The sequence below is a fragment of the Vibrio sp. 10N.261.51.C6 genome, from assembly GCF_041471785.1.
Classification (GTDB): domain Bacteria; phylum Pseudomonadota; class Gammaproteobacteria; order Enterobacterales; family Vibrionaceae; genus Vibrio; species Vibrio crassostreae_C.
In genome coordinates this window covers 57,146-72,631 of the sequence record NZ_JBFRPB010000069.1, presented here as the reverse complement: position 1 = coordinate 72,631, position 15,486 = coordinate 57,146, and the positions used below count along the sequence as shown (strand labels likewise).

The following is a 15,486-nucleotide window of genomic DNA, read 5'->3' as shown; positions in this document are numbered from 1 at the left end:
GAATGTATAATTGGAAAGCGATTGTAGTTTTAATGCTAAGTGGTGGCCTGTTTGCTTGTTCGGCTACAACTCAAACTCCTGTTGAGCCAGAGCAAAAGCCTCAAATCGAACAACCTGTTGTGGATGACTCTTCAAAAACTGACGCTACAGAAGGCGAGAAAGTAACGGAACCTACTGAGAAGCCTGAAGAAGTAAAACCAACTGAGCCGGAAGTAAAACCTGCACCTGTTGAAAAACCAGTAGAGAAGGTTAGAAAAACAAGTGATGGCAAACTGATTCTTGGTGAAGAAGAGTGGGTGTTTGTTCCTGGTTTAAAAGAAGCGTTTAAAGCACGTGTCGATACCGGTGCAACAACCTCTTCAATCAGTGCAGTTGATATTGTTGATTTTGAACGTGACGGCAAAGACTGGGTTAAGTTCAAGATTGAACACGACGGAATTACAACTGAAGAGATCAGCTTACCAGTAGAACGCTGGGTTAAGATCAAGCAATCAAGCGCAGAAGGCACACAACGACGCGCTGTGGTTGTAGCTTCGATTCAAATTGGCGATCTAAAAGACAAAACTGAATTTACGCTAGCCGACCGAACGCATCTTTCTTTCCCACTTCTGTTGGGTAGAAGCTTCTTTAGAGATGTTGCGGTTGTCGACGTGAGCAAAAAATACGTTCAGAAGAAAATTACTAAATAACAAGTTCTGCTCGTCATCAAAGCTTTTCGTTTTGAAGAGCTATAGTTTCAAAGGTGACGAGCTTAAAAGACTTTTAGTGTTGATAAATGAAATCCCTACCAGTTCTGCTGGTGGGGATTTTTTTATTTACACCCCATAACGTATGAAAAGCATCTAAATGGTCTATGTTTACTATTCGTTTACTGTTTAGCCTCGACAACGTGATCGAGATCTCTATATAATCCGCGCTTCGATTTTTATTTAATCCATACTTTCGTACTTCTTATTTAGGTTCTTGAAATAGCCTAATAATTATCTGTCAGTACACGCTTAGGAATTAGTTCTTTGATATCTACCGCGAACATCACAATGCAATTTGGCGCAGAGCCGCTGTTTGAAAACATCTCTGCTAAATTTGGTAACGGCAACCGTTATGGTTTGATCGGCGCTAATGGTTGCGGCAAATCAACGTTCATGAAAATCCTAAGTGGCGCATTAACGCCAAGCTCGGGCAACGTTTCTATCACTCCAGGAGAAAAGCTGGGTGTGCTAAGCCAAGATCAGTTCGCTTTCGAACAGCACAGCGTTATCGACGTTGTGATCATGGGCGACAGAAAACTTTGGGAAGTAAAACAAGAACGTGACCGCATTTACTCTTTGCCAGAAATGAGCGAAGACGACGGCATGAAAGTCGCAGAACTTGAAAGTGAATTCGCGGAAATGGATGGCTACACAGCAGAAAGCCGTGCTGGCGACATCCTAATTCAAGCGGGTATTGAAGAAGAGTTCCATTTCGGCTTGATGCAGCAAGTAGCTCCAGGTTGGAAACTGCGTGTGCTATTGGCACAAGCTCTGTTTGCAAACCCAGATATCCTGCTTCTTGATGAACCAACCAACAACTTGGACATTCACACGATCAACTGGCTTGCTGAAGAGCTAAACCAGCGTAAATGTACAATGATCATCATTTCGCACGATAGACACTTCCTGAACTCTGTGTGTACACACATGGCAGACATCGACTACGGTGAGCTACGTGTCTACCCTGGTAACTACGAGTACTTCCTAGAAGCATCTGGCTTGATTCGTGAACAGCTTTTAGCAAGCAACGCTAAGAAAGCGGCTGAAATCAGCGAGCTTCAAGATTTCGTAAACCGTTTTGGTGCTAACGCATCTAAAGCAAAACAAGCAAGCTCTCGTGCCAAGAAAATGGATAAGATCACGCTTGATGAAGTGAAATCATCGAGCCGTATGAGCCCATCTATTGATTTTGGCGAAGGTAAGAAACTACACCGTCAAGCGCTTGAACTTCAAGACCTTGGTCACGGCTTCGATGGCGAAACATTGTTTGCCGGTGGTAACTTGCTGCTTGAAGCGGGTACTCGTCTTGCGGTTATCGGTGAGAACGGTGTAGGTAAAACCACGCTGCTACGTTGCCTAGTTCAAGAGCTAGAGCAAAACGAAGGTATCGTAAAATGGTCTGAAAACGCATCTGTAGGCTACTGCCCACAAGATAGTACGTCTGACTTTGATAACGACCTGAGCATCTTCGATTGGATCTCACAATGGCGCACAGTGAAGCACGATGACCTTATGGTACGTGGCATTCTAGGTCGCCTATTGTTTACTGCTGACGATGCGAACAAAAAAGCGCGTAACTGTTCTGGTGGTGAGAAGAACCGTCTGTTATTCGGCAAGCTAATGATGCAAGACATCAACGTGCTTGTAATGGACGAACCAACCAACCACATGGACATGGAAGCAATCCAAGCCCTGAACGACGCGTTGAAGGTTTACACTGGCACGCTTATCTTCGTAAGCCATGACCGAGAGTTCGTTTCTTCATTAGCAACACACATCATCGATGTAAAAGATCAACAGCTAGTGAGCTTCCAAGGTACTTATGAAGAGTACTTGGATCACCAGAAAAAGATGCTGATGGTTAGCTTATAAAGCAAGTCGCTGGCTCAGGTCGTGAACGACTAAAAGCCAGCGAAACTAACAAACAAAAAAGCCCCGAACATTAATATGTTCGGGGCTTTTCTATGTAATACGTTTAGCTATTTATTACTCAGTAATTGAAATCTAGATTAGAATCCGAATCGAGCCGACATTAAGATTTGGTGGCCATATGTGCCGTTATTGCGCATATCAAGACCAACAGACAGTTGATCAGTTGAATGGAAACGAGCACCGATACCCAAAATTGAACGAGTGTCATCGTTGTCGATCAGTTGACCAAGGCGTGCGTTAACTTCAACGTTTGCCATTAACCAAGCTCTCAAGCCAAGGTTAATTTCTGTTTTGATGTGGTTATCGTCATTCCGTTCAATGTTGTGCAGTAACATTTGGCCAGTAACGTCAGCAAATTGACTGATTGGGCCGTTGAATCCCATACCTACCGCTGCATCCCAATCACTTTCAAATTCTGAATCGATACGAGCAACAAAATGAGAGTTCTGAGTGAACATTGTTGTGACTTCACCACCGAAAGTACTTGGGCTAGTACCCATGCGCAGCTCGAATGTGTTGTAGTTAAAGTTGTTTGCAGACGCAGAGAATGAACAAAGTGCAGCGAGTCCTAAAAGGACAGTCTTATTCGTGCAACTTAGCATGGTGACTCCATATAAATTGTATTTTGCGGCAGTATAATACAAAAAAGCCTGCAATATGCAGGCCAATTATTTGAAGTCGGTATTTTTATATTAATCGCTTATAGAACCTGGATGTGGTCCACTTCGATTTCAGGTGTCTTACCACCTTCATATTCACCGAAGATACGAACTTTTGTATCAGCGGTCAGTGGTTGTGCTAGGCGGATATCATCATCAAGTTCGATTTGAATTTCACTCTGGCCATCAGAGAAGACAAACGTGTCATTCTTAAGTTGACGAACGATCTTGCCATCCACAATTGCTTCTTGCTCTGCGAACATGCTTGTGTCCGCAAGTAGTGTCGCAACAGAAACGGTTTCAATTGGGCCAGTATAAGCAATAGCGCTTTCGTGCTTGCTGTTGACATTATTATTGCTGTTGTGGTCACTAGCCATTGCGAAAGTAGGAGCAAGGATAATAGTAGATGCGATAGCTAATACAGTTTTTTTCATGGTGAATCCCTTAATGTTGTTTTTAGTAGAAACGTTTTTCTGAATTTGAAACGTTTCTTTTCGTTAGTACGTTTTTTGTTTAGTCGCCTGTTATCGTTCACAAGCTTTGTTTCGATGGAGCTATTAAACAACACTGGGGTTGAATCCAGAGTGAGTAACACATTCATTTTCCATTCATTTTATTGAGCATCTACTCGGCAATGACGATAAGATGGAGGCAGAGAGAGATTGCCCATAGCTATAAATTAAGAAATTAAGAAATTAAGAAATTAAGGATTTAAGTACAAATGCGAGCACCATTAAGTGCCCTTATGGTTCAAGGGACAACGTCAGATGCCGGAAAAAGTGTTTTGGTGGCAGGTTTATGCCGTGTTTTGGCAAGGAAAGGAATCAAAGTGGCACCTTTTAAGCCACAGAACATGGCGTTAAACAGTGCTGTGACAAAAGATGGTGGCGAAATTGGTCGCGCTCAAGCGGTTCAGGCGCAAGCTTGTAATATAGAGCCAACCGTTCACATGAACCCTGTATTGTTAAAGCCTAATTCAGATACCGGCGCGCAAGTGATTCTGCAAGGCCGAGCGCTGAGCAACATGGAAGCGACGGGTTATCATGATTACAAGAAAGTGGCGATGGATACAGTTATCGATTCGTTTGACCGACTTTCTGAAGAATATGAAAGCGTGATGATTGAAGGTGCGGGGAGCCCAGCCGAAATCAATCTTCGTGAAAATGATATCGCTAACATGGGATTTGCTGAGAAAGCGGACATCCCTGTGATCATCGTTGCTGATATTGACCGTGGTGGCGTTTTTGCGCATCTCTACGGGACATTAGCTCTATTGTCTGAATCTGAACAAGCTCGTGTAAAAGGCTTTGTGATAAATCGTTTTAGAGGCGATATCGCACTGCTTCAATCTGGCCTAGATTGGCTAGAGGAAAAAACCGGCAAGCCAGTCATTGGTGTTTTGCCATATCTGCATGGTTTTAACTTAGAAGCGGAAGATGCCATTACCTCTGCTCAAGAGTCTGACGGAGAAGCTAAGCTTAAGGTGGCGGTGCCAGTGCTAACCCGAATCAGCAACCATACAGACTTTGACGCGTTAAGATTGAATCCTTCGATTGATTTACGTTATGTCGGTAAAGGCGAACGTGTAAACAATGCTGATTTAATTATCTTGCCGGGTACAAAGTCGGTAAGAGCAGATTTGGATTACCTAAAAGAACAAGGCTGGGATAAAGATATTCAACGCCACCTGCGCTTAGGCGGCAAAGTGATGGGTATCTGCGGTGGCTACCAAATGTTAGGTAACATCATCCACGATCCTGATGGCGTTGAAGGGGAACCCGGCAGCAGCGAAGGGTTAGGGTATCTCGATACTGAAACGACCCTTACACAGCAGAAAACCTTAACCAACGTACGCGGCACCATGACGCTGGATGGCAAAACAGCACAAGTAAAAGGGTATGAAATCCACGTAGGTAGGACTGATGTCAAAGAAACAGCCTTACCGGTTCAGTTAGAATCTGGCAGCCTAGATGGCGCTGTGAATCAAGATAACTCGATTTTTGGTACTTACTTGCATGGCGTATTCGACAACAGTGATGCGTTGTCGCTTATTTGCGAATGGGCAGGTGCCAACGATGTGACCGCGATTGACCACGAACAGCTTAAAGAGCTGGGTATTAATCGAATCGCTGATGCCATCGAAGAGTACTTAAATCTTGATCTGCTTTGGCCAGAGTTAACAGCTTAAGCCGCCATTTAGAAGTTAGCTAAAGAACTTAAACGAACAATAGATAAGTGATAACAATGAAAAAGCGAGTCTTCCTTTTAACCATGGCTTTAACTTCGGCATTGAGTTCTAGTCATCTTTTTGCTGCGGAAAAGCTACGAGTTTACGCTGCATCGTCGATGACCAATGCGGTTAATCTGTTGGTTGAAGAGTTTGAGAAAGACCATTCTGTCGATGTGATTCCTGTGTACGCGAGTACGTCGTCTTTGGTGCGACAAATCGAAAGAGGAGCACCAGCAGACATTTTTATCTCGGCAAATGAGAAATGGATGACGCATTTAGTCGATCGTAAATTTGCTTATAGTGACAATGTCACAAACCTATGTGAAAACGAACTGGTGCTGATTGCTCCTAAAGAGGCATCGGTAACGTTAGACCTATCAAAAGGTGAACAATGGGCTAAACTGCTTACTAATGAAAGGCTTGCAGTGGGTAACACCATGTCGGTTCCTGCTGGTATCTATGCAAAAGAAGCGTTAGAAACGTTAGGTGTATGGGACGATGTGAAAACTCGATTGGCACCAAGTAACAATGTTCGTATGGCCTTAGCCTTAGTCGAGCGCAGTGAAGCTAAGCTTGGCATTGTCTACAAAACGGATGCGTTGCTTTCTAAAGAAGTAAACCTAGTGTCGACCTTCCCATCAGATCTGCACACACCAATACGTTACCCTGTAGCGAAGTTGAGTGATAAAGTTGTGGCAGAAGAGTTCTATACTTTCCTAAAGAGCGAAAAAGCGAAAGACACCTTGAACAGTTTTGGATTTGAAGTGCGTTAAATGATGTATTTATCGGAATACGAATACCAAGCCTTAATGCTGAGCTTAAAAGTCGCTGGGTTTGCAATCTTATGGCTTATCCCTATCGGTATTGGCTTAGCATGGCTACTTGCTAAGAAACAATTTGTAGGTAAGAGCATTGTTGAGAGTATTGTCCATTTACCTTTGGTACTTCCACCTGTGGTTATTGGCTATTTACTGCTAGTGATGATGGGCAGGCAAGGTATCATAGGTTCGTGGCTCAATGACGTGTTTGGTATTGTATTCAGCTTTAGCTGGAAGGGTGCGGCACTCGCTTGTGTGGTTGTGGCGTTGCCGCTGATGGTTCGCTCTATTAGATTGAGCCTAGAAACCGTAGACAGTAAGCTTGAAGAGGCGGCTGCTACATTAGGCGCTTCACCTCTTCGTGTGTTTTTCACGATCACTTTACCCTTGATGATCCCAGGGGTCATTACCGGCACCATGCTTTCATTCGCAAGAAGCCTAGGGGAGTTTGGCGCGACCATCAGCTTCGTTTCAAATATTCCCGGTGAAACTCAAACCATTCCTTTGGCTATGTATACTTTTATTGAAACCCCTGGCGCTGAAATGGAAGCCGCGCGTTTGTGTGTCATTTCTATTGTGATAGCGCTGGGTTCATTGATGCTATCTGAGTGGCTCAACAAAAAGTCAGCACAACGCTTGGGAGGCAATGCATGAGTGCTTTGATCCTCCAATATCAACAACAACTTGGTGAAACGTTCTTTGATATCGACTTGGAATTACCAAGTAGCGGCATTACGGCAATTTTTGGTCGTTCTGGCGCGGGTAAAACCTCACTTATCAATGCAATCAGTGGCCTTAAACAGCCCGATAAAGGTCTGATCAGCGTATCTGGAATCACACTGTTCGATAGTGAAAATGGCATTAATTTGCCGACTCACAAACGCAACGTCGGTTATGTGTTCCAAGAGTCGCGATTGTTTCCACATATGAAGGTGGCAGCGAACCTTAAATACGGTATGAAAAGCGTCGATCAAGCGCAATTTGAGCAAATAGTCTCGCTGTTGTCTTTGGGTTCATTGCTTGACCGATACCCAGCTCGTTTGTCTGGCGGTGAGAAGCAACGTGTGGCGATTGGCCGCGCTTTGTTATCAAAGCCGAGCATTTTGTTGATGGATGAGCCTTTAGCGTCTCTCGACTTGCCTCGTAAGCGCGAAGTGATGCCATTTCTGGAAAACTTATCCGAAACCGTCCAAATACCGATCATCTATGTCACTCATAGCCTAAATGAAATTTTACGCTTGGCAAATCACCTTGTGATTATTGACCAAGGCAAAGTGATTTCGTCGGGTGTGACGGAAGAGGTGTGGGCATCGAGAGCCATGCAACCTTGGCAATCTTTCTCAGAGCAAAGCTCGTTGTTTGAAGCGACATTAGCGGAACACAATGACGATTATGCGCTGTCTCGCCTGATGCTAGGAAAGTCGACGTCGTTATGGGTTCAGAAAGTATCGAGTGAGCTTGGTACGACAGTGAGGCTGCAAGTTAGGGCAAATGATGTCTCTATCACGCTAGAACGGCCGAAAGGGACTTCTATACGTAACATCCTTCCTGTCACCATTAAAAGCGTAGAGACGCACCAACAAGGCACAAATAAGCAGAGTGTCGAGGTCGAGCTAGAGTTAGAGTCTGGGTGCTACCTATGGGCAACCATTACATTGTGGGCGCTGGATGAGTTAAATCTAGAAATCGGGCAGCGTGTTTACGCTCAAATTAAAGGTGTGAGTGTCGCTCAAAGAGATATCGCGGTAACGCATTAAACCTGACAAGGTCAGTTTTTCGATATTGCCGCGATACTGCCTGTTATAGGTTCTGAAAATTCGGTCTTGATTCCATGAATGGATACATGCGTCATTTTTATACGGTATAACTGCCAGTTTTGCGCCACACTATATGAGTGTTAAAGCATATGATTTGTCGAATCATATGAACATTAGCAACAAGAACATACAGACGTAACGATCGACGAACAGAAAATAGCGGATATAAAAAAGCCGCGTGTTTAAAGAAACATGCGGCTTAATTCTAAGTAGTACTGTTAGCGCTTAGCCTAGTTTAGGCGACTAGCGACTTACTTAGTAAAAACTTCTTTGAAATCACGCTTCAAGATTGCATCACGACGCGCTTTCTTGATTTGTTTAACCATGTCTTTTACACAGTTGTGTAGAACTTGGTCTAGCAGTTGAGCACGGTACTCTTCTTTTTCTTCGTCAGACATGTCTTCTGGAAGTTTAAGAGTAGGGAACTCTTCCATCACGTTAACACCAGCGAAAGCTTGGCTAACTGAGATTAGAGCGTGGAACTGCTCGAAGTTGTCTAAAACATTTTGTGCGCTTGCTGGAAGACTATCCCAAGCTTCGCGTACTGCTTCTTCAGACACTTCGTGAATAGAAGTAACCATAAAGTGCATCTCTTTTGGTACTCCATCAAATTCGATAACTTGACGAAGTTCTGGTGAGATGGTGGTTAAATCGATTTCTTGTTGTTCGTTGTTTGTAGCGTCTGACATAGTATTTCTCTTTAAAAAGAAACAATGCTAAAAAGATCTGTAAAAAAGTCAATATAATATAGAGATTAGGGCATGATTTAAGCCCAAATTTGAGCTACTTTGAATATTCAACACTAGATAAAGGTGATGTGATGATAGAAAAGGGATCTTCAATGCGCATATTGCTGGTTGATGACGTTCAACTAGACAGGATGCAACTTGCTATCCGACTCAAGCAACTGGGTCATATTGTAGAAGCTGTCGGTAGCGGAAAAGAAGCCCTGAGTGTTTATTCTGATTTTGATCCTGAACTCGTGTTACTTGATATCAGCATGCCTGATATGGATGGTTTTGAAGTGGCGAATGAGGTTCGAAGCCGATTCCCAGAATGGGTTCCCATCATCTTTCTTAGTGGTCACGAAGAACCTGAGATGATCGCAAAAGCGATTGACGCTGGTGGCGATGATTACCTGATCAAGCCAGTAAACAAGGTTGTTTTGAATTCTAAGCTGATTGCGATGCAACGTATCGCGCACATGAGACGAGAGCTAAAACAAAGCACAGCCAAACTCGAAGAACTGAACATCCTTCTGCAGCAACAAGCCAACGAAGATGGCCTGACCAAATTGTATAACCGTCGATATATGGATACTAAGCTTGAAGAGAGCATAGCGTGGCACGGAAGACGTAATATATCCATGACAGTCATACTTCTAGATGTAGACTTCTTTAAGCCTTACAACGATAATTATGGTCATATTCAAGGGGATAAGTGCTTACAAGGGCTTGCTAATACCTTGAAACAGCTGTTTGTTCGTGCGGGAGAGTTTGTCGGTCGTTATGGCGGTGAAGAGTTTGTTCTGATTCTTAGCGACACAGACAGTGAAGGCGCTAAGTTACACGCGACTCGAGTTAAAGAGGCATTGCATGAGATGAACTACGCTCATGACCACTCAACGGTATCGGATAGAGTGACAGTGTCACAAGGTGTGTTGTCATTTGTACCAGAAGGTGGCGAATCTATTGCGTCTATTTACGAAAAGGTCGATCAAGCGCTTTATCAAGCGAAGCAAAGTGGTAGAAATACCTTTGTACAACGTAACATTTTGGAGCTTGCGCGTTAGTTGGCGAGCTCTTTTAGATATTTGAATTTATACTTCTAATAGCGTTTGAGCTAGGAAGTGCTTTAAGTGATAAAAGAAATGCCACATTCGAAGTCATTTTCTATGACTAACACATCTTGGACGCTTGCGGTTCCTCTATTTTTTACCGCTTTGGCGACCACTGTTAATGCCAATACGCTATCTGATCTTTTTCGAAAGGATCTAGAGCAGAGCTTTGCCACCAGTGTATTGCTCAACGACACCGATGTTTTCACTTTTGGTATCAATAACTTTGACCCCAATAAAGTGTTTAGTTTGGACAATGAAGACATCGGTTCGAATGATTCGGTAAGTCGTCGCCAAAACATCACCTCCCTGAGTTTGCCTTACACATTTGAATTACCAAGTTACATCGAAGACAACCATCAAGAGGTGACGCTACGCTTGTCTGCATTGCGAATCGAGAACGATGTCGAGTACGCGGCAGCAAACAGAAACGATTTTCAAAAAGAGTCGGTAGTGTCTGGCTACGTCGAATTCGCGAATGTGTCCCAGCTAGACGAATATTGGAGCTTCAGCTCTGCAATCGGTAACCACATCTCTTACTACCGCAATGATTATGAATATCGCGCTTCGTTGCTAAAGCCTATTCAAGACCAACTGGATGGCGTATATCTCAATACTGATGCTTGGGCTTACATCATCGAGCCTAAAATCAAGCTGATGTACGAAGATAAGAATGACTGGGGAAAGTATAAATTGAGCACCAGTTGGCATTACTTTAATGGCATCGGCTGGGGCGAGGCGAATAATGGCAATGTCGGTCATCCTGAAGGGTGGTATATCGCCAATGAAGCCAAGGTTTTCTATGATCTCGTGCGTTGGGATAAGAACATCACTTCGATGTACTCGAGTATAAGACGAATTGATATTGGTGGTGACACCGTGGCATCTATGGGCACCACATCTTACTACGAGGGCAGTGTTGGTTGGTTGCTTAACCCAAACCTGTTTAATGAGTGGGTCGATAACGTGGGAATAGGTTTTACGATTAACTACGGAAGTAGCTTAAAAGGTGGCAGCTTGGTTATATTCTTCAACCAAGATTAAGCTCTTTTTTCCAGTTAAGCCCATACGGTCTCAAATCAATGAGGCTCGTTGAACTTGGAAGTGATAGTTATTGAAGCAGTTCGCTATTAATGGCTTAAGCTATTTAGATCTCTAGCACTCAATATCTTTCGCTATCAACCATTGTTAACGGTCAATACATAGTTTGTTTCGACCGGTTTCTTTCGCTTTATACAGCGCTTGGTCAGCAAGCTTCAACACCTCTTCAGGATGTCTGGTGGTTGTGCTATCGGAAAGTCCAATACTCACCGTTACATTCACCACTTCCGATGGTTTACCGTTCTTGCCACGCTTTTTCATACCCACTTCATGATCGTCGGGGCGCTCATGGCTATTCCGAATCGTCATGTCGTAGTTTTGAACTTCGGAAATCAGAGCTTGAAGGTGCTCTTTAACTTGTTCCGAATGTTTGCCTTTGAAGATAATCGTGAACTCTTCTCCACCATAGCGATAAGCTTTAGCGCCGCCTGTGGTTTCCCTCAGAATGCGTGCCACCAGTTTTAACACATCGTCGCCAATGTCATGTCCGTAGGTATCGTTGAATTGTTTAAAGTGATCAATATCGACCATCGCCATCGAATACTTACGCCCCAAGTGCTTCATATCGACTTCTAAGGCGTGTCGACCGGGAATGTTAGTCAGTTGGTCGTTAAAGGCCATATCATGACTAGCAGACATCACATAGACGATGATCAGTGTGCCTGACAACGAGAACATGGTGCTCGAGATGTACTGAACGTCGAAGAAGATGAACGTACAAGAAGAAAGCAGGATAGCGCTATAAACCACAACATCGATAGAGCGGTTATACACCAACACGAGAATGGCAGTAAGGCCAAGCAAGCAAAGGCTATACAGCACTAAAACAAAAGGCAGTTTGGAGAAGTCTCTGACAATAAATAGAAGACCATCACTCCATGATTCAAAACCGCCGGCATGGAAGTGAGAGACGATCAATTGTGCCCAAACCATAAACAGAACAAGAACGATGGCGTAGAGCAGCATCGACTTTGAGTTTACGCCGTTATCAGGGAAGGCATAAACAAGTAAGCAAGTGACAGGTACTAATGCCGCAAGTAACGAGAGCTCTAATAGCGTTGTGCCAGAATTGAGAGGCGTTTGTAAGCGAACTTGGATGATCAGATAAGCGACAAGCATGGTCACCGATACCATCGCCATTCGACCTTGTCTGAACGTATGGCATAGCAGAACCGCAACGCTCAATAAAATGTAAGGGAGGTTGCTAGCAAACCCTAAATTTGAGTCCGTCACGAGAATGACGTTGTCCATACCAACGAGCAAAATTGTTAACAGGACTAAAGGGAAGCAAAATCGAAACATGCTCGACGTTACAAAAGATGATGCCATTTATGTGGTGAGCCTAACTATATTGATGATCTTATTATTTAATACTATGCGTAGGATACGGTTAAACAAGCGATTGCCAAGCTTTTTGCCTAAATTAGAGCAAAAACATAGTCATAGGTCGCTATTGGTGCAATCATTTTTATATGTATTTGAGTTGCTATTAACCTTAGAACGAACTACACAGTATATATGAGAAATTAATTAGTCGTTATAGATACTTAACAAAATCTGCTCTGCTGCTCTTACGTTGGCGCTGTCACTTAAAGGGCTTGATGATCAGTTATTATTGAGTGACCTTTTCATTAAGCGACGAAGATCTGTAATGAAGTCAGAGTAAGATTAAATAATGCCTAAGTTTCAACTATGGACAGTAAAACCTATAACTGAGTTATAGGAAGCTATTAGGAATTGCATGGTTTCAAGTGACTTTAGAAACGACTGCGACTAGAAAAACCGCTACAAATGGAGGTGTGGTATGCAAATTAGTGTTGATGTACATAACTATATGGAAACTCTGGTAGGTCATGTATTGGCTACCGAGGAATATGTGTCTAGTTATACCAACGAACAGTTGGCCGATCTCGCGTGCTTGGCTTTGGGTCAGCTAAAACCTATCTATATTCGTTTTGATATCGATTTTCTGTCAGCATTGCCAGAAGACAAATTGGTGCTCTATAAACGCAATAGTGAGATCGCGGTCAAAAATGCAGAAAGTATGATTATTGACGATCGAAGACGTGAACGTGACGACAATGTGCCTGTTATATTTAGTCAACACAATTTTGACGATGACGTAGAATTGCAATGGTATGAAAAGCCGTTGTTGAACCGTAAACAGTCATGATAGTTTAGGGTGAATACGGTCATTTAAGGAGTAAAAAACGTGGGATTCTTTTCTAGATTATTTGGTGGCAAAGAAAAAACCGAACAAAAAGTAGAGATTGAGCCAGTCGAATATAAGGGTTTCAATATCTATCAAGATGCCATTGCAGAGTCTGGTCAATACCGTGTTGCTGGGCGAATCGAGAAAGAATTCGATGGTGAAATCAAAACTCACCGTTTTATTCGTTCAGATGTTGTTTCAAACAAACAAGATGCCGACGAATTGATGCTCAAAAAATCGCAGATGTTCATCGACCAAATGGGCGACAATATATTTAGCTAGCCAATTAGGGTTAGAATTGATGTTGGTCATAATTTAGAGAGCTTTCAGTGTATATGCTGAAAGCTCTTTTTAGTTTTAGGGACAAAGAACAGCTAGTAGGTTGTTATTAAAAGGATTATTTGCAAGTGGTTTGACCTCTTCGTTCGAGACGGTCGTCATTTATCCAAATGAAGCGCTCAAACTCCATCCAAATCGTTATAAGTAATAACTTTTCCTGTTCTTTGAACAAAACGCTTGAAGTATTAGTTGTCGTTAGATACAAACGAATAAGTCATTCGTGCCAATAGTCAAGGAATAGCTATGCAAATTGGTGTACCAAGAGAAACGCTCGCTGGTGAAACGCGAGTCGCTGCTTCGCCGAAATCGGTAGAACAGCTTCTAAAATTAGGATTTGAAGTTTGTGTTGAATCACAAGCAGGTGCGTTAGCAAGTTTTGAAGATGCAGCTTATGAACAAGCTGGAGCAAAAGTTGTCACCGCAGATGAAGCTTGGAAATCCGATATTATCTTTAAAGTTAACGCTCCGATCGTTGACGAGTCTAAAAATGAAATCGATCTTCTTAAAGATGGCGCAACATTGGTCAGCTTTATTTGGCCTGCCCAAAATCCAGAATTAATGGAACAATTGTCCAGTCGTAACATCAACGTGATGGCGATGGATTCTGTACCACGAATTTCAAGAGCTCAGGCGTTAGATGCATTGAGTTCTATGGCAAACATCGCGGGTTATCGTGCTGTTGTTGAAGCGGCGCATGAGTTTGGTCGATTCTTCACGGGTCAGATTACGGCTGCGGGTAAAGTTCCGCCAGCAAAAGTACTGGTTGCAGGTGCTGGTGTTGCTGGCCTAGCGGCAATCGGCGCTGCGGGTAGCTTAGGTGCGATCGTTCGTTCATTCGATGTTCGTCCTGAAGTTAAAGAACAAGTTGAGTCGATGGGCGCTGAATTCTTGGAAGTGGATTTCAAGGAAGACACCAGTGCTGGTGACGGCTACGCAAAAGAGATGTCTGAAGCATTCAATAAGAAAGCGGAAGAGCTTTATGCAGCTCAAGCAAAAGACGTTGATATCATCATTACTACGGCGCTGATTCCAGGTCGCCCGGCTCCGAAGCTGATTACCAAAGAGATGGTAGACAGCATGAGTGCAGGTAGTGTGATTGTAGACCTTGCGGCGGCCAATGGCGGTAACTGTGAATACACGGTTGCGGATCAAGTCATTACAACGGCTAATGGCGTGAAGGTGGTTGGTTACACTGATATGGTTGGTCGACTGCCGACTCAATCATCTCAACTGTATGCAACGAACCTAGTTAACCTTTTGAAACTGCTTTGCAAAGAGAAAGATGGCAACATCAATATCGACTTTGAAGATGTTGTTCTGCGTGGTGTTACTGTCGTTAAAGAGGGCGAGGTCACTTGGCCAGCTCCACCAATTCAAGTTTCAGCTCAACCACAACAAACTAAGCCAAAAGCGGCCAAACCAGAGCCTAAAGTTGAAGAACCTGTTTCTCCAATTAAGAAAGTGGCGGGTATGGCGGTAGCTGTTGGTGCATTCGCTTGGGTAGCTTCGGTTGCTCCAGCTGCGTTCTTATCTCACTTTACCGTTTTTGTTCTCGCTTGTGTGGTGGGTTATTACGTAGTTTGGAATGTAAGCCATTCTCTGCATACGCCTTTGATGTCCGTGACTAACGCGATTTCAGGCATCATTGTAGTAGGTGCACTGTTACAGATCGGACAAGGAAGTGGCGTCGTCACGTTCTTATCATTTATTGCCGTATTAATTGCAAGTATCAATATCTTTGGTGGCTTTACCGTGACCAAACGTATGCTTGAAATGTTCCGTAAAGACTAAG

15 protein-coding genes are annotated in these 15,486 nt (G+C 43.4%); 11 read left to right on the top strand and 4 right to left on the bottom strand.

The features are described 5' to 3' along the window. Positions 1 to 2 precede the first annotated feature (2 nt). Positions 3 to 689 carry an ATP-dependent zinc protease gene (locus AB4375_RS18695; RefSeq protein ID WP_229647504.1) on the top strand — a complete coding sequence of 229 codons (687 nt, stop codon included), beginning with the start codon at positions 3 to 5 and terminating at the stop codon, positions 687 to 689. Between the two features lie 324 nt (positions 690 to 1,013). Next, entirely contained in the window at positions 1,014 to 2,621 is a 1,608-nt protein-coding gene (locus AB4375_RS18690) for an ABC-F family ATPase (protein ID WP_372052283.1), read from the top strand. 137 nt (positions 2,622 to 2,758) lie between these two features. Here the strand turns inward: AB4375_RS18690 and AB4375_RS18685 are convergent, their stop codons facing one another. Beyond that, positions 2,759 to 3,283: a hypothetical protein gene (locus AB4375_RS18685; protein ID WP_017069094.1), complete on the bottom strand. Its 525-nt coding sequence runs from the start codon at positions 3,281 to 3,283 to the stop codon at positions 2,759 to 2,761. 98 nt (positions 3,284 to 3,381) lie between these two features. Continuing rightward, positions 3,382 to 3,774 carry a YgiW/YdeI family stress tolerance OB fold protein gene (locus tag AB4375_RS18680; RefSeq protein WP_017064574.1) on the bottom strand — a complete coding sequence of 131 codons (393 nt, stop codon included), beginning with the start codon at positions 3,772 to 3,774 and terminating at the stop codon, positions 3,382 to 3,384. Positions 3,775 to 4,061: 287 nt separating this feature from the next. On the opposite strand from AB4375_RS18680, the gene AB4375_RS18675 reads away from it, so the two are divergent. Genes AB4375_RS18675 through modC form a run of 4 tightly spaced genes read left to right on the top strand, consistent with a single transcriptional unit; the run spans position 4,062 to position 8,145 of the window. Beyond that, positions 4,062 to 5,528, top strand: coding sequence for a cobyric acid synthase (locus tag AB4375_RS18675; protein ID WP_372052282.1), 1,467 nt, complete (start codon positions 4,062 to 4,064; stop codon positions 5,526 to 5,528). A 56-nt stretch (positions 5,529 to 5,584) separates the two neighbouring features. Continuing rightward, positions 5,585 to 6,343, top strand: a complete 759-nt coding sequence (gene modA / locus AB4375_RS18670) for a molybdate ABC transporter substrate-binding protein (RefSeq protein ID WP_372052280.1) — start codon at positions 5,585 to 5,587, stop codon at positions 6,341 to 6,343. After that, positions 6,344 to 7,042 (top strand): molybdate ABC transporter permease subunit, encoded by a 699-nt coding sequence (gene modB, locus AB4375_RS18665; protein ID WP_017060110.1) that lies wholly within the window; start codon positions 6,344 to 6,346, stop codon positions 7,040 to 7,042. Next, positions 7,039 to 8,145: a molybdenum ABC transporter ATP-binding protein ModC gene (modC, locus tag AB4375_RS18660; protein WP_372052279.1), complete on the top strand. Its 1,107-nt coding sequence runs from the start codon at positions 7,039 to 7,041 to the stop codon at positions 8,143 to 8,145. Before modB ends, modC begins: the two co-directional genes overlap by 4 nt. A 311-nt stretch (positions 8,146 to 8,456) precedes the next feature. Here the strand turns inward: modC and AB4375_RS18655 are convergent, their stop codons facing one another. After that, entirely contained in the window at positions 8,457 to 8,894 is a 438-nt protein-coding gene (locus tag AB4375_RS18655) for a DUF3069 domain-containing protein (protein WP_017060108.1), read from the bottom strand. 131 nt (positions 8,895 to 9,025) lie between these two features. Here AB4375_RS18655 and AB4375_RS18650 point away from each other — a divergent pair, with 131 nt between their 5' ends. Both AB4375_RS18650 and AB4375_RS18645 read left to right on the top strand, forming a co-directional pair. Continuing rightward, positions 9,026 to 9,997, top strand: coding sequence for a diguanylate cyclase (locus AB4375_RS18650; protein ID WP_372052278.1), 972 nt, complete (start codon positions 9,026 to 9,028; stop codon positions 9,995 to 9,997). Positions 9,998 to 10,075: 78 nt separating this feature from the next. Then, positions 10,076 to 11,086 carry a Solitary outer membrane autotransporter beta-barrel domain gene (locus AB4375_RS18645; protein ID WP_029235232.1) on the top strand — a complete coding sequence of 337 codons (1,011 nt, stop codon included), beginning with the start codon at positions 10,076 to 10,078 and terminating at the stop codon, positions 11,084 to 11,086. Between the two features lie 144 nt (positions 11,087 to 11,230). On the opposite strand, the gene AB4375_RS18640 is transcribed toward AB4375_RS18645, so the two are convergent. Next, entirely contained in the window at positions 11,231 to 12,472 is a 1,242-nt protein-coding gene (locus AB4375_RS18640) for a GGDEF domain-containing protein (RefSeq protein WP_372052277.1), read from the bottom strand. A gap of 475 nt (positions 12,473 to 12,947) precedes the next feature. On the opposite strand from AB4375_RS18640, the gene AB4375_RS18635 reads away from it, so the two are divergent. From AB4375_RS18635 to pntA, 3 genes are all read left to right on the top strand, one after another. Next, positions 12,948 to 13,316, top strand: coding sequence for a late competence development ComFB family protein (locus AB4375_RS18635; protein WP_017060104.1), 369 nt, complete (start codon positions 12,948 to 12,950; stop codon positions 13,314 to 13,316). A gap of 39 nt (positions 13,317 to 13,355) precedes the next feature. Then, positions 13,356 to 13,637: an HlyU family transcriptional regulator gene (locus AB4375_RS18630; protein ID WP_004731023.1), complete on the top strand. Its 282-nt coding sequence runs from the start codon at positions 13,356 to 13,358 to the stop codon at positions 13,635 to 13,637. A gap of 300 nt (positions 13,638 to 13,937) precedes the next feature. Then, on the top strand, positions 13,938 to 15,485 hold the full coding sequence (gene pntA, locus AB4375_RS18625) for a Re/Si-specific NAD(P)(+) transhydrogenase subunit alpha (RefSeq protein ID WP_017069088.1): 1,548 nt from the start codon (positions 13,938 to 13,940) through the stop codon (positions 15,483 to 15,485). Position 15,486 lies beyond the last annotated feature (1 nt).

Excerpts from the sequence above, each read along its gene's own strand:
- AB4375_RS18645 (WP_029235232.1), top strand. The coding sequence starts at position 10,076 with ATGCCACATTCGAAGTCATTTTCTATGACTAACACATCTTGGACGCTT.
- AB4375_RS18680 (WP_017064574.1), bottom strand. The coding sequence starts at position 3,774 with ATGAAAAAAACTGTATTAGCTATCGCATCTACTATTATCCTTGCTCCT.
- AB4375_RS18675 (WP_372052282.1), top strand. The coding sequence starts at position 4,062 with ATGCGAGCACCATTAAGTGCCCTTATGGTTCAAGGGACAACGTCAGAT.
- pntA (WP_017069088.1), top strand. The coding sequence starts at position 13,938 with ATGCAAATTGGTGTACCAAGAGAAACGCTCGCTGGTGAAACGCGAGTC.
- AB4375_RS18650 (WP_372052278.1), top strand. The coding sequence starts at position 9,026 with ATGATAGAAAAGGGATCTTCAATGCGCATATTGCTGGTTGATGACGTT.
- modB (WP_017060110.1), top strand. The coding sequence starts at position 6,344 with ATGATGTATTTATCGGAATACGAATACCAAGCCTTAATGCTGAGCTTA.
- modC (WP_372052279.1), top strand. The coding sequence starts at position 7,039 with ATGAGTGCTTTGATCCTCCAATATCAACAACAACTTGGTGAAACGTTC.
- AB4375_RS18635 (WP_017060104.1), top strand. The coding sequence starts at position 12,948 with ATGCAAATTAGTGTTGATGTACATAACTATATGGAAACTCTGGTAGGT.
- AB4375_RS18685 (WP_017069094.1), bottom strand. The coding sequence starts at position 3,283 with ATGCTAAGTTGCACGAATAAGACTGTCCTTTTAGGACTCGCTGCACTT.
- AB4375_RS18695 (WP_229647504.1), top strand. The coding sequence starts at position 3 with ATGTATAATTGGAAAGCGATTGTAGTTTTAATGCTAAGTGGTGGCCTG.
- AB4375_RS18655 (WP_017060108.1), bottom strand. The coding sequence starts at position 8,894 with ATGTCAGACGCTACAAACAACGAACAACAAGAAATCGATTTAACCACC.
- AB4375_RS18640 (WP_372052277.1), bottom strand. The coding sequence starts at position 12,472 with ATGGCATCATCTTTTGTAACGTCGAGCATGTTTCGATTTTGCTTCCCT.
- modA (WP_372052280.1), top strand. The coding sequence starts at position 5,585 with ATGAAAAAGCGAGTCTTCCTTTTAACCATGGCTTTAACTTCGGCATTG.